Consider the following 12,369-nt stretch of genomic DNA (forward strand, 5'->3'; position numbering starts at 1 on the left):
TGAGGGAATCGCTGGGGGCATGACAGATGACGGCATAGCGAGTGGGCTCTCTGACGAAGAACGGCTTGCCCAGCTCGGCTACACGCAGGTCCTGGCCCGCCGCATGTCGGCGTTCTCCAACTACGCGGTCTCCTTCACGATCATCTCGGTCCTGTCGGGCTGCCTGACCCTCTATCTCTTCGGCATGAACACGGGCGGTCCGGCCGTGATCACCTGGGGCTGGGTCGCCGTAGGCCTGATGACCCTGTTCGTCGGCCTGTCGATGGCCGAGATCTGTTCGGCGTACCCGACGTCCGCGGGCCTGTACTTCTGGGCCCACCGCCTGGCCCCGCCCCGGACCGCGGCCGCCTGGGCGTGGTTCACGGGCTGGTTCAACGTGCTCGGCCAGGTGGCGGTGACGGCGGGCATCGACTTCGGCGCCGCGTCCTTCCTCGGGGCCTATCTGAACCTGCAGTTCGACTTCGAGGTGACGCCCGGCCGGACCGTGCTGCTGTTCGCCGCGATCCTGATCCTGCACGGCCTGCTGAACACGTTCGGCGTACGGATCGTGGCCCTGCTGAACAGCGTGAGCGTGTGGTGGCACGTGGTCGGCGTGGCGGTGATCGTCGGAGCCCTCACCTTCGCCCCGGACCACCACCAGTCGGCGTCCTTCGTCTTCGGCGAGTTCGTGAACAACACGGGCTGGGGCAGCGGCTTCTACGTGGTCCTGCTCGGCCTCCTGATGGCCCAGTACACCTTCACCGGCTACGACGCCTCCGCCCACATGACCGAGGAGACCCACGACGCGTCGACGGCCGGACCGAAGGGCATCGTCCAGTCGATCTGGACGTCGTGGATAGCCGGCTTCGTCCTGTTGCTGGGCTTCACGTTCGCGATCCAGTCGTACGACGGCGCGCTCAACTCACCGACGGGCGCGCCGCCGGCCCAGATCCTCCTCGACGCGCTCGGCGCCACGGCCGGCAAACTCCTGCTGCTGGTCGTCATCGGCGCCCAGTTGTTCTGCGGAATGGCCTCGGTGACCGCCAACAGCCGCATGATCTACGCCTTCTCGCGTGACGGCGCGCTGCCGTTCTCGCACGTGTGGCACACGGTGAGCCCCCGCACCCGGACCCCGGTGGCGGCCGTGTGGCTGGCCGCGGCGGGGGCACTGCTGCTCGGTCTGCCGTACCTGATCAACTACACGGCCTATGCGGCGGTGACGTCCGTCGCGGTGATCGGGCTGTACATCGCCTACGTCATCCCGACGTTGCTGCGGCTGCGCAAGGGTGACGCCTTCGCCCGCGGACCGTGGCACCTGGGCCGCTGGTCGCGTGCGATCGGCGTGGTCTCGGTGGCGTGGGTCGCGGTCATCACGGTGCTGTTCATGCTTCCGCAGGTCTCCCCGGTCACCTGGGAGACCTTCAACTACGCTCCGGTCGCCGTCCTGGTCGTCCTCGGCTTCGCCTGGACCTGGTGGGTGGCCTCGGCCCGCCACTGGTTCCTGAACCCCGATCACGAACGCACCAGGGCCCGCGAGGCGGCCCGCGTGAACGCCCCCGAACCGGTCGATCCCTGACCTTCCACCCCGTTCCGCCGCCCCGACGCGGCCGTGTCCCCGATACCCGATCGGAGACACGGCCACGTCCCGCTATGCTCGGGGAGGCAACATCGCCTGGGCCCTTAGCTCAATTGGCAGAGCAGTGGACTTTTAATCCATTGGTTGTGGGTTCGAGTCCCACAGGGCCTACCCCGAAGCCCCAGTTCAGGCCACTTCTGAGCTGGGGCTCGCAGCATTTTGGGGAGCTCGCTGATCGTTGGCTCGCCCTGTGCTCGCCCGAAATGCAGACGATCAAGACGTGGAGCGGCCCCGGTCGGCGACAGAATCGGCCGACCGGGGCCACTGCAGCTGTCAGGTGCCGGCCTGGACGATGAGTGTGCCCACCGTGCGCGGGCCGGGCGGCGCGGCCAGCACCTGCGTGCGCACGTCCGTGTAGCCGTACCGGTCGAGCAGCTGCTCCCACACCTCCGGCTCGTAGTCCCAGCGCTTCACGACGAGCGGGTCCTCGTCGGAGCCGCGCGGAATGTACGACGCCTGGCAGCCATAGCAGCCCTCGACCGGGGGCCGCTGGGAGAAGACGAACCGGCCACCCGGGCGCAGCCGCTCACGGATGGCGGGCAGCAGTAGCGCCGGGTCGGTGAACCAGGCGACGCCGTACACCGAATACACAGCATCGAAGCCGTCCAGGTCCTCCTGCAGGAAGCGAACCGCCTCCGCGCGGAGCAGCTCCAGTCCCGACATCCGCCCCCACCGCTCGCGCGCCGCGGCCAGCTGCCTGGGCGAGACGTCGACACCGACGGCCCGCATGCCGAGGGCGGCCAGGTGGGCGGCGTTGCCGCCCTTGCCGCAGCCGAGATCCAAGACCCGGCCGCCGCCTGGAAGCTCGAGGAGTTCGGCGCCAGGGCCGTGGTCTTCGTACTGGGTCCAGTTGAACCAGGTCGTCTCGCCGCGGGCGTTCGTTCGCCGGCGCTCGGGCCTCTGTCGTGCGTAGGTGTCCCAGGCGACCGCCGTGTCTGTCACTGCCTGCTCCGCTCCTAGGGCCAGCCGCCCGGTACGAGACCGGACGGCTGGAGTGTCCTACATCTTGTGCCGGTGTGTCAGCCGCTCTTCGGGCTGTCGTGGCATCCCGCGTGGCACTGGTTGCAGTCAGCGGTGGACTGCCAGAGTTCGGCGTCGACCGTGTACCCGGCGGCCTGGATCGCGCTCACGGTCCGCTCGCGCGCTGCCGCCGCGCCGCCCGGCATCTGCTCGTCCTCCTCGGTGGGGACGTGGTGGACGAACCGGCCGACGGTCTTCTGGCAGAAGGCGGCGTAGTCGGCGGTGTGCAGGATGAAGGCGTGCCAGCCGTAGTCGACCAGCTCGCTCGGTACGAGGGAGTGGCCGGGCTGCTGGCCGGAGGTGGCGATGAACGCGGCGGCCTGGCCGACGATGCGGCGCGCGGTCTCGTCGGTGATCTCCGGGTGGTCGGTGGTGACGCGGCGGACGAGCCGGTTCATCACCTCGGGGTCAACGATGGTGGTCGGGTCGGTGGTGCCCACGGGACGTTCCAACGTAATGGTCACGTGTTTCCTCCTGGTGTGGACGGTTGCCCTCGGGGCTGAGGGCCTTGCCCCGCCCGCCGTGGGGGACGGACGGGAGATGGTGGGGACGACGGCGCATTCGGGGCAGGCGTAGACCTCGATGTCGAGGACGTGCGCGCCTTGTCGGCCGCGCGATACGCCCGTGCTCACGGCGCCGCGCCACAGGGCTTTGCCGCACCAGCAGCAGGCCCGCCCGGAGTACTGCTCGTAGGACAGGCCCGTAGCGGGCGGCGGCTCGGGTTTCCAGCTCACGGCCGGTCGGCGAGCGGCGTCAGGTCGTAGGCCTCGCGGCACGGCCGGCAGGCGAAGCAGTTCCCTCCGGAACCGGATCCCTGCTCACGCACCTGGATCAGCCGGATGCCCTGGGCGTGGCCCTGGTGCCATGCGCACCAGCCGTAGCCGGTGGGGGTGTTCGTGATACCCGCTGTCTGCGTAGGCTCGGCCATGTCGACTCCAACCAGTCGGCCACCCCCGGGGCCGTTCGCGCGGCTGCCGGGTTCTTACGTATCTCCGGACGCTAGGAGTGGGGTGTGCACCACGGCCAGCTATGTGCAGATGTTTGCAAGCGGGGCCTTTGCTGCGGTGGTTGACGCGTTCGTGCCCTTGACCAGCACCCCCACCTGCGTGACGGTGGGGCAAAGAACTGCACATCACGTGGATGGAGACAGACGTGCCGCTACGGTTCATCGGGATCGACCCCGACACGAAGACAGCAGACTCCCCCACCGTGTGGGTCGACCAGGAGAAGCAGGAACTCGTCCTCCAGGGATGGAAGCCGGGCCCCGAGCTCGAAGCAGAGTGCGCGGCGTTCGAGGTACCGGGGCATGCCGTCGGAATCCCGGACGACGAGGCCGTGATCCGGATCCCCGCCAGGATGGTGCAGATGATCAGGGAGGCGTGCGATGCCGTCGAGCGAGCCGACGATCGCTGAGCTCATGGCCGACTGCACGCGCTCTGCCGTGCATCTCGAGATGCGGGACCACTACGGAGTCGCCGAAGAGGCCGCCGACTTCCGGGCCTGGCTGGAGACCGGCCGACTCGACACCGACCCCGCCTCGCCTGACTGGGCACCCTGGGTCAGCCTCGTCTCCCAGGCCCGCAGCCGCGGCGTCGCCGTGCGGCGCGCCCGCATCGTGTCCGAGCCCGTCTCCGACTACATCCGCTACGAGCTCGCCTCCACCGTCGTGAACCTGCTGGCGGGCGAGGACGTCCGCTGGCTGCCCCGCCGCCGTGCCTCCGACCTCGCCCTCCCGGGCAACGACTTCTGGCTCTTCGACGACCAGGTGATCCGCTGGGGGTACTTCTCCGGCAACGGCGCCATGGTCGGCCACGAGACGTCCGACGACCCCGCCGCTGCCAAGCTGTGTTCGGAGGCGTTCGCTGCCGTCTGGGACCGCGCGATCCCCCACGACCAGTACGACATCCGCTGACAAGAAAGCATCGGTCGCCAGCCCATGCCTGCCTCGCCGTCCTCCTCTGCCCAGGCCGCACGTGAAACCGTCGCCCACCGGCTGCGCGACCTCCGCAAGGAAGCCGGCCTGACGGTCGTGCAGCTGGCTGCCGCGTGTGGCTGGCACTACTCGAAGACCTCCCGCATCGAGAACGCCCTCACCGGCCCGTCGGCAACCGACATCCGCCGATGGTGCGCCGCCACCCACGCCCACGACCAGGCGCAGGACCTCGTCGTCCAGTCCATCAACGCCGAGTCGATGTACCGGGAGTGGCGCGACCAGGTCCGTTCCGGACTGCGGCACCTCCAGGAGAGCCGAGTGCAGGTCTTCCGCGCGACGGAGTCCCACCGCATGTACTCGGCCGGCCTCGTCCCCGGCCTTCTCCAGACCGAGGGGTACGCGCTGGCCGTCCTCGGGATCGCCGCGAGCGTCCACGGCCTGGACGTCGACGACAGCGCGCAGGCCGCGCGAGCCCGCGTCGAGCGCTCCCGCATTGTCCACGAGCAGGGCCACCGCTTCGTCGTGGTCATCGAAGAGCCGGTGCTGTACTGCCAGATCGCCGACGCGGACGCGATGGCCGCCCAACTCGGCTACCTGCTCACCGCCGGCGCACTGCCCGCAGTGTCCCTCGGCATCATCCCCATGACGATCCGGCGCACGCACTGGCCGGAGGAGACCTTCCACATCTACGACGACAGGTTTGTGTCCGTCGAGCTCGTGTCCGCCGAGGTGAGCGTGACCCAGCCCGGCGAAGTCACCCAGTACTTGGAGACGTTCGACCGACTGCGGGCCATGGCCGTGTACGGCGCCGACGCCCGCGCCCTGATCCTTCGCGCCATCGAAGCCCTGCACTGAGCCTGGAAGCACGAAAGCGCCCCCCCGCCCTCCCGAAGGAGAGCGGGGCCGCGGTCGTCATGGCTACTGGCGACGGCTCGGGTCGAGGCCCATGGACCACCGTTGCCGTTGCCCGGCTCCGGGTCGGGGGCGCCGTCCTGGCGGCACACCTTCGCGTAGGGGTCATGAGACGGTGCACAAATGGCAGTCACGACTTCGAATTCCACCGCGAGCCCGCTCATCGACTGCTCCCCACCTCGGACACCAGCCTCTCCGTCTCGCACCGCGAAGTCTGTACCACGCGAGGTACATTTCGTGATCACCCTCGGCTTCACCTATGCGATCAGACGCGCACGCGGCTAAACCCAACGAGGGCCTCTTTGAGGCGCCGCGTACAAGACTCGCCGCCATGAGGGTTCGGGTCAGCATCAGAGTTGATGCATTTGCTGATCTTGAAGATCCGCGTCACGGGAACGAGGCTGAGCCGATGCACCCAGGCTGACCGTCGAACAGGCCTGTGTCTGTAGGGTCGAGCCTACTTTTTGTGATCTTGGATGGATCCGCAAGCGTGGCCCGTCTGGGGTGTTCCGCGCAGTTCATGCCGGGTGCTCTGTGTGAGCCAGGACTTTTATCCATTGGTTGTGGGTTCGAGTCCCACAGGGCCTACCGGTGGTGGGCCGAGGGGTGGGCCTCCAGCCCGCTGCGTCGTTCCCGGGCCTGTGCGGGAGCGGGTCCGCCGTCGGGCGGCTGAGCGTCTGCGCTCCGAATTATTCAATAGCTGTGCCCGTGAGGTGAGATTTCAACCGAACGCGCGGACAGGTTCTCTGACGTAAAAAGCAGCGTGGGACTTCTTACCGCACACGGGCCGTTGCGGCGTGCTACTGTCGATCTCAGTTGCAGGTGTGGTTGCCGGAAGGTTCATTTTCCGACGGGTTAATCACCGCGATTCCCCAAAGGAGATATGACATGGCTGCCGGTACTGTGAAATGGTTCAACGCGGAAAAGGGCTTCGGCTTCATCGAGCAGGACGGTGGCGGCGCTGACGTGTTCGCCCACTACTCGAACATCGTCGCCCAAGGCTTCCGCGAGCTGCAGGAAGGTCAGAAGGTGACCTTCGACATTGCGCAGGGCCAGAAGGGCCCGACGGCCGAGAACATCGTTCCCGCCTGACGCGCACACGCACTTGCAGCTGGGGCCCGCATCCTTCGGGGTGCGGGCCCCAGCTGCTCGCATTTCCGGCGTTTCCCGCAGTGTTTTTCCCGTGCCCGTACAAATTCGTCGTCGGCGAGATTCGCTGTCGCGTTCCACCGGCCTTTTCTTGCAATTCACCGTGCCGCTCATCGCTGCGGGAATTCCTTGATATGTGCCGCATCGAGGAAGGTTCCGCATGAACCGCACACGCACGAACGACCGCTTCGCCCGCACCCGTAACGGCAGTGCCGACTCCGGAAGGGGTGGCGGGCGGTTCGGTTCGCCGGCCCCGCGCCGGTCCGGCGGGCCGAGCCGTTCCGGTGGTCAGGGCCGCCGACCCGCCGCGGTACAGGGGGAGTTCGCCCTTCCCCGGTCCGTCACCCCCGCGCTTCCCGCCGTGGCGGGCTTCGCCGAGCTCGACATGCCCGGGGAACTGCTGGCCGCGCTCGGCTCGGAGGGCGTGACCGTACCGTTCCCGATCCAGGCGGCGACGCTGCCGAACTCCCTGGCCGGCCGGGACGTCCTCGGCCGCGGCCGCACCGGCTCCGGCAAGACCCTCGCCTTCGGGCTGGCGCTGCTGGCCCGTACGGCAGGTCGGCGCGCCGAGCCCAGGCAGCCGCTGGGGCTGGTCCTCGTCCCGACGCGTGAGCTGGCGCAGCAGGTCACCGACGCACTCACCCCGTACGCCCGCTCCCTGAAGCTGCGGCTCGCCACGGTCGTGGGCGGGATGTCGATCGGCCGGCAGGCGAGCGCCCTGCGCGGGGGCGCCGAGGTCGTCGTCGCCACCCCGGGACGCCTCAAGGACCTCATCGACCGGGGTGACTGCCGGCTGAACCAGGTCTCCATCACCGTCCTGGACGAGGCCGACCAGATGGCCGACATGGGCTTCATGCCGCAGGTCACCGCCCTGCTCGACCAGGTACGCCCCGAGGGCCAGCGCATGCTGTTCTCCGCCACCCTCGACCGCAACGTCGACCTGCTCGTGCGCCGCTACCTCAGCGACCCCGTCGTCCACTCCGTCGACCCCTCTGCGGGCGCGGTCACGACGATGGAGCACCACGTGCTGCATGTCCACGGCGCCGACAAGCACACGGCCACCACCGAGATCGCCGCCCGCGAGGGCCGCGTGATCATGTTCCTCGACACCAAGCACGCCGTCGACCGCCTCACCGAGCACCTCCTGAACAGCGGGGTACGGGCCGCGGCCCTGCACGGCGGCAAGTCCCAGCCGCAGCGCACCCGCACGCTGACGCAGTTCAAGTCCGGGCACGTCAACGTGCTGGTGGCGACCAACGTCGCGGCGCGCGGCATCCACGTCGACAACCTCGACCTCGTCGTCAACGTCGATCCGCCGACCGACCACAAGGACTACCTGCACCGCGGCGGCCGTACGGCCCGCGCCGGCGAGTCCGGCAGCGTCGTCACCCTGGTCACCCCGAACCAGCGCCGCGACATGACCCGCCTCATGGCGGCGGCCGGCATCGTCCCGCTGACCACCCAGGTCCGCGTCGGTGACGAGGCCCTGCACCGCATCACCGGCGCCCAGGCCCCGTCCGGCATCCCGGTCGTCATCACCGCACCGGTGGTCGAACGCCCCAAGAAGCGCGGCGCCACCTCACGCGGTCGACGCCGCCCCGCCTCGGCGGCCCGCCGCGTGCCCGCACGGCAGTCCGCCGTCGGTGCGGCGGCCTAGCACCTTCGTGATCAGGAAGCCGGCCCATCTCCGCAGGAGGAACCCTTTGACGCTGGTCCAGACGCAGACCCGCCCCGTGAGCGCCCACCCGGGGCACGGCACGCCGGCCGACACCAGGGACGTGGCCCCGCCACGGGTCTGGGGGGACATGACGGTTGAGGTGGCGCTGTCCGTGATGGCCGCCGCCCGTACGGGCCGGCTGGTCGTCTGTGACGAGGACGGCCAGCGCGTCGGCCTGGTCACCCGGGCCCAGCTCACCGCCGTGCGCGACAGCCTCGGATACACGGACCGCATCCGCCTGCGTGACGTCACCGACGGCAACGGGCTCCTCGCGCTGTTCCGCTGAACCGCTCCACTGCCGTCGCGGCTCCGTCTCCTCGTCCCCCTTCTCCCTGTGAGGCATCATGCGCTGTGTCATCGCCCGCTTCCCGTTCGACCTGACCAAGAGCGGCGTGCTGGAATCGATGAAGGGTGTGAAACCCGAACCGGTCACCGGCGAGTCCGTGATCATCGGACGTCGCCACTATCCCCTCAAGCAGGTCGGCCAGGTGATCACCCGTCAGGACCGCCGCGATTTCAGTGCCGGTGAAGTCCTTCGGGCCATGGTCCAGCTCGGCTTCACCTGCCGCGCCGTGCCCGAGGCCGCACCGGCGCACGGCATGAGCCCGTTGCAGCGGGCTTCCGCGATGCTCGGCACCCCCTTGTCCGTCTGAACCCCCTTGTCCGTCTGGCCGACGGGACAGGGCCTCGGGGCCCCTCCTCACGCGTATGGCCGGAAACGACGCGGGAGTTTCCTATGGTGGCGGCGGGTGCGGACCGGTAGCGTCTGTGCCAGCTGTCGTGGTTCGGAGTTCCCCTTGCCCACGCCCTAGGTGTGGGCGCTTTGCTGTGCTGTGCCGCAGGGACCAGGGCGATCACCTCCGTCTTCCCCACAGGGGGAGGGCGTTCATCGACTGGAAGGCATGACTATGGCTACGGGAACTGTGAAGTGGTTCAACGCGGAGAAGGGTTTCGGCTTCATCGCCCAGGACGGCGGCGGTCCGGACGTCTTCGCGCACTACTCCGCGATCAACTCCTCGGGCTTCCGTGAGCTCCAGGAGGGCCAGACCGTGACGTTCGACGTCGTCCAGGGCCAGAAGGGCCCGCAGGCGGAGAACATCACCACTGCCTGACCTTTCTCGTGACGTTCGGGGCCGCGCGGCGCACGCCGCGCGGCCCCGACGTTTTCAGTGATGTTTCTTGGCCACAGCTTGATCAGACGTATCTCCTCGCTTTGACCTGCCATGTCCGTGGCGTGCCTAGGCTTGGCCCGCCTTGGGGGTCCGGAGGGGGAGTTGAAGATGGTGCGACGAAGATCGCTCGCTTTCGTCGGGGTGGCCGCGCTGGTGCCGCTGGTCGCTTCCGCCGTCTCCGCGCAGGCGGCGTCGGGCTCACTGGCCGTCACCACGCTGGGGCGGCACGGCGCCAAGGTCCCGACGACGGTCACCGTGGTGGCCGTGCCGTCGGGACGGACGTACAGCGTCGCGTCGGGCAAGCGGATCAGCCTGCCGGCGGGGCGCTACCTCGCGATGACCGACATCTGGGAGCACGGCACGGAGGGGCTGGGCACCGACACCCTCGGCGCGCAGGTCGTCCAGGTGTCGGGCAGTACGTCGGTGACGCTCGACGCGCGCAAGGGCAAGGCCGTCAAGGTGTCCCTCGACACGCCCGCCGACGTGACCGGCCCGCCGCGGATCAGCGCGCGGGTGTGTGCCGCCACCGTCAGCAACATGCCCTCCGCCTTCAGTTCGGGCGGCTGGAACGACCAGGGATCCCTCTACGCCATCCCGAACTCCTCCAGGCTGCTGCAGTTCGGCTATCTGGCGCAGTGGTCGGGCAACGACAGCTACGTCGCCGTGAAGAACACGACGGGCATCCCGGCCGCGCCCGGCGGGTCGTTCAAGCGGTCGAACCTGGCCACGATGCGCTTCTCGGTGCGCAGCGGCACGCAGATGGCCCGTCAGAACGACACCGCGCTCCAGGCGATGCCCAGGACCGACGACTGCACGACTGACCTGATGACCGAGGTCCGCGACGACAGCGCCCCGTACAGTGCCACCGTCCATGTGACCCCGGGGACCTGGCAGCCGCGCGACGACCTCATCGCGAGCAACGGCGACGACGTCGGCGGCGGTTTCCCGAAGGTCAGGACGCTGAAGGCGGGACAGAGCTTCACCGAGTCCTTCGGTCGGGCCGCATGGAGCCCGATGCACTACCTGCCGACGGTCGGGGAGAAGTCCGTCACCTTCGTCCCGGACGCCCTGATCGGCGACCCCGACGTCGGGGTCAATGGGGCCGACCCGACGAAGGAGACGGTGGTCCTGTCCAAGGGAAGCACCACCGTCAAGAAGCAGACCCTGACCAACTGGGGTACCGGCGACGCCGAGTTCTCCGCCGGCATCCGCTCGGTCGGCTGGTACGACCTGACCGTCGACGCCCATCGCTACCGTCCCGGCATCACCTTCCCCGCCGGCATGCTGTCGTCGCGCGTCACCCTCGACTGGCACTTCAAGGCCGACCCGAACAAGGCGATGGTCGCGCCGGTCTTCATGACCCGCTTTCTGCCCACCGGTCTGAACAGCCGTAACCAGGCCACGCCGAACAGCACCACCACGGTCGACGTGAGCGCCGGGCGCGGTTCCCAGGGGCCGGATGTGAGGTTCGCCGCGGTGACCGCCAAGTCGGTGCGGGTCTGGTCGTCCGCCGACGGTGGCAGGACCTGGAAGGCGGCGACCGTCACGCACTCCGGCTCGACCTGGCAGGCATCCGTCCACAACCCGGCGTCCGGTGCGGTCGCCCTGCGCTCCGAGGTGACCGACGCCGCCGGGGACCGTTCGGAGGAGACGGTGTACCGGGCCTACGCCGTCGGCTGAGACCGGCGGGGCGTGGGTTCACAGCAGGTGGCGGTTGGGTGCCTTCGCGCGGCTCTCGTACTCGCCCAGCACCACCACGTCCACGCCCGCCCCCGTGAGCAACCCGGTCCCGTCGGCGCCCGCCACGAACGTGTCCGGCTCCCGCCACGCCGTCACCACCCGGCGCACTCCCGCGTCCAGGATCAGCCGGGCGCAGGGGAAGGGGCGGGACGCCCGCCGGGTACAGGGTTCCAGGCTCGTGTACACCGTGGCCGTGGCCAAGCGGGGGTCGGCCGGATCGATCTTCGCCAGGGCCGCCTCCTCGGCGTGGACCACCGGATCGCCGGCCTCCCTGGAGTGGCCGCGGGCCAGCTCCGTGCCGTCGGCGGCCACCACCAGCGCGCCCACGCTGAACGCCGTCCGTGAGGTCGGGCACCGGGTCGCCAGCTCGCAGGCCAGGGAGAGCCAGTGGCGGTCCGCGGGGGACGCGTGCAGGCCCGCGCCGGGGGCGGTGGGTTCGTAGCGCATGAGGACCACGTCCTCGATCCGGCGGGACTCCACGAGGCGGAGGCGGCCTGCCTGGTAGGTGCCCGGGCCGAAGAGGCGGGGGGCGTCCGGGCTGCCCACGAAGAGGGGGGCGAGGACCAGCTGCAACTCGTCGGCCAGGCCCTGCTGGAGAAGCTGGGTGTGGACCCGGCCGCCGCCCTCCACCATCAGGCGGTCCACGCCGCGCTCCTCGTGCAGGTGCTCCAGCAGGCGGTGCCAGTCCAGTTCGGGACCGAGAGAGACCACGTCGGCCGCAAGCCCGAGGGAGCGGGCCCGCTCCGCGCCCTTGTCCGTCGTACAGACGAGCTTCTCGCCGCCCGTGTGCCAGAAGTTCGCGGACGGGTCCAGGTCTCCCGAGCCGCTGACCGTGACCTTGAGGGGGTACGGCGGCTTCCCGGCGCCGACCCGGGCCGCGCGGCGTGCCTCGGAGTTCACCAGCAGGCGGGGGTTGTCGGCGCGGATCGTGCCCGCGCCGATGAGGATGGCGTCCACGGAGGCGCGGACCTCGTCGACGCGGTCGAAGTCGGCCGGGCCGGACAGCAGGAGGCGGTCGGGACCGGTGTCGTCGAGGTAGCCGTCGAGGGAGACCGCGGCGGAGAGGAGGACGTAGGGATGGGGCATCGGGGCTGTCCCTCTCGAAAACGGA

Annotated in this window: 14 protein-coding genes and 1 tRNA gene; 11 read left to right on the forward strand and 4 right to left on the reverse strand. The window is 69.5% G+C overall.

The window, feature by feature from the left end; genetic code table 11:
• Window positions 1-19: 19 nt before the first annotated feature.
• Both OG841_RS24635 and OG841_RS24640 read left to right on the forward strand, forming a co-directional pair.
• Entirely contained in the window at window positions 20-1,555 is a 1,536-nt protein-coding gene (locus tag OG841_RS24635; protein WP_365116255.1) for an amino acid permease, read from the forward strand.
• A gap of 98 nt (window positions 1,556-1,653) precedes the next feature.
• Window positions 1,654-1,726: transfer RNA gene (locus tag OG841_RS24640), tRNA-Lys, on the forward strand.
• A 162-nt stretch (window positions 1,727-1,888) separates the two neighbouring features.
• Here OG841_RS24640 and OG841_RS24645 read toward each other — a convergent pair.
• The 3 genes from OG841_RS24645 to OG841_RS24655 all read right to left on the reverse strand — a co-directional run bounded on the left by OG841_RS24645 (window position 1,889) and on the right by OG841_RS24655 (window position 3,563).
• On the reverse strand, window positions 1,889-2,557 hold the full coding sequence (locus OG841_RS24645) for a class I SAM-dependent methyltransferase (RefSeq protein WP_328639498.1): 669 nt from the start codon (window positions 2,555-2,557) through the stop codon (window positions 1,889-1,891).
• A gap of 77 nt (window positions 2,558-2,634) precedes the next feature.
• On the reverse strand, window positions 2,635-3,099 hold the full coding sequence (locus OG841_RS24650; RefSeq protein ID WP_328639497.1) for a glycine-rich domain-containing protein: 465 nt from the start codon (window positions 3,097-3,099) through the stop codon (window positions 2,635-2,637).
• Between the two features lie 266 nt (window positions 3,100-3,365).
• Window positions 3,366-3,563 carry a hypothetical protein gene (locus OG841_RS24655; protein ID WP_328639496.1) on the reverse strand — a complete coding sequence of 66 codons (198 nt, stop codon included), beginning with the start codon at window positions 3,561-3,563 and terminating at the stop codon, window positions 3,366-3,368.
• A gap of 224 nt (window positions 3,564-3,787) precedes the next feature.
• Between OG841_RS24655 and OG841_RS24660 the strand changes: the two genes are divergently transcribed.
• From OG841_RS24660 to OG841_RS24700, 9 genes are all read left to right on the forward strand, one after another.
• Window positions 3,788-4,048, forward strand: coding sequence for a hypothetical protein (locus OG841_RS24660; RefSeq protein ID WP_328639495.1), 261 nt, complete (start codon window positions 3,788-3,790; stop codon window positions 4,046-4,048).
• Entirely contained in the window at window positions 4,020-4,547 is a 528-nt protein-coding gene (locus OG841_RS24665) for a DUF6879 family protein (RefSeq protein WP_328639494.1), read from the forward strand. The genes OG841_RS24660 and OG841_RS24665 overlap by 29 nt, the downstream gene beginning before the upstream one ends.
• A 24-nt stretch (window positions 4,548-4,571) precedes the next feature.
• Window positions 4,572-5,423: a helix-turn-helix domain-containing protein gene (locus OG841_RS24670; RefSeq protein ID WP_328639493.1), complete on the forward strand. Its 852-nt coding sequence runs from the start codon at window positions 4,572-4,574 to the stop codon at window positions 5,421-5,423.
• 945 nt (window positions 5,424-6,368) lie between these two features.
• Window positions 6,369-6,572, forward strand: coding sequence for a cold-shock protein (locus OG841_RS24675; RefSeq protein ID WP_371566876.1), 204 nt, complete (start codon window positions 6,369-6,371; stop codon window positions 6,570-6,572).
• A 217-nt stretch (window positions 6,573-6,789) separates the two neighbouring features.
• Complete coding sequence (locus OG841_RS24680) at window positions 6,790-8,286, forward strand: DEAD/DEAH box helicase (RefSeq protein WP_365116173.1); 1,497 nt, start codon at window positions 6,790-6,792, stop codon at window positions 8,284-8,286.
• Window positions 8,287-8,332: 46 nt separating this feature from the next.
• Window positions 8,333-8,632, forward strand: coding sequence for a CBS domain-containing protein (locus OG841_RS24685; protein WP_371566877.1), 300 nt, complete (start codon window positions 8,333-8,335; stop codon window positions 8,630-8,632).
• A gap of 58 nt (window positions 8,633-8,690) precedes the next feature.
• Window positions 8,691-8,999 (forward strand): SCO5918 family protein, encoded by a 309-nt coding sequence (locus OG841_RS24690; RefSeq protein ID WP_371566878.1) that lies wholly within the window; start codon window positions 8,691-8,693, stop codon window positions 8,997-8,999.
• A 255-nt stretch (window positions 9,000-9,254) separates the two neighbouring features.
• The gene (locus tag OG841_RS24695; RefSeq protein WP_069766207.1) at window positions 9,255-9,458 is read left to right on the forward strand and encodes a cold-shock protein; all 204 of its coding nucleotides are present in this window, start codon (window positions 9,255-9,257) and stop codon (window positions 9,456-9,458) included.
• 168 nt (window positions 9,459-9,626) lie between these two features.
• A complete protein-coding gene (locus tag OG841_RS24700; protein ID WP_371566879.1) occupies window positions 9,627-11,198 on the forward strand; it encodes a hypothetical protein in 1,572 nt (523 codons plus the stop codon).
• Between the two features lie 18 nt (window positions 11,199-11,216).
• Here the strand turns inward: OG841_RS24700 and OG841_RS24705 are convergent, their stop codons facing one another.
• Window positions 11,217-12,344: a dihydrofolate reductase family protein gene (locus tag OG841_RS24705; protein WP_371566880.1), complete on the reverse strand. Its 1,128-nt coding sequence runs from the start codon at window positions 12,342-12,344 to the stop codon at window positions 11,217-11,219.
• Between the last annotated feature and the right edge of the window lie 25 nt (window positions 12,345-12,369).

The organism is Streptomyces canus, from assembly GCF_041435015.1.
Taxonomy (GTDB): domain Bacteria; phylum Actinomycetota; class Actinomycetes; order Streptomycetales; family Streptomycetaceae; genus Streptomyces; species Streptomyces canus_G.

Bases quoted from the DNA above. Each gene is read 5' to 3' on its own strand.
- OG841_RS24675 (WP_371566876.1), top strand. From the start codon at position 6,369: ATGGCTGCCGGTACTGTGAAATGGTTCAACGCGGAAAAGGGCTTCGGC.
- OG841_RS24665 (WP_328639494.1), top strand. From the start codon at position 4,020: ATGCCGTCGAGCGAGCCGACGATCGCTGAGCTCATGGCCGACTGCACG.
- OG841_RS24670 (WP_328639493.1), top strand. From the start codon at position 4,572: ATGCCTGCCTCGCCGTCCTCCTCTGCCCAGGCCGCACGTGAAACCGTC.
- OG841_RS24695 (WP_069766207.1), top strand. From the start codon at position 9,255: ATGGCTACGGGAACTGTGAAGTGGTTCAACGCGGAGAAGGGTTTCGGC.
- OG841_RS24705 (WP_371566880.1), bottom strand. From the start codon at position 12,344: ATGCCCCATCCCTACGTCCTCCTCTCCGCCGCGGTCTCCCTCGACGGC.
- OG841_RS24655 (WP_328639496.1), bottom strand. From the start codon at position 3,563: ATGGCCGAGCCTACGCAGACAGCGGGTATCACGAACACCCCCACCGGC.
- OG841_RS24635 (WP_365116255.1), top strand. From the start codon at position 20: ATGACAGATGACGGCATAGCGAGTGGGCTCTCTGACGAAGAACGGCTT.
- OG841_RS24680 (WP_365116173.1), top strand. From the start codon at position 6,790: ATGAACCGCACACGCACGAACGACCGCTTCGCCCGCACCCGTAACGGC.
- OG841_RS24700 (WP_371566879.1), top strand. From the start codon at position 9,627: ATGGTGCGACGAAGATCGCTCGCTTTCGTCGGGGTGGCCGCGCTGGTG.
- OG841_RS24690 (WP_371566878.1), top strand. From the start codon at position 8,691: ATGCGCTGTGTCATCGCCCGCTTCCCGTTCGACCTGACCAAGAGCGGC.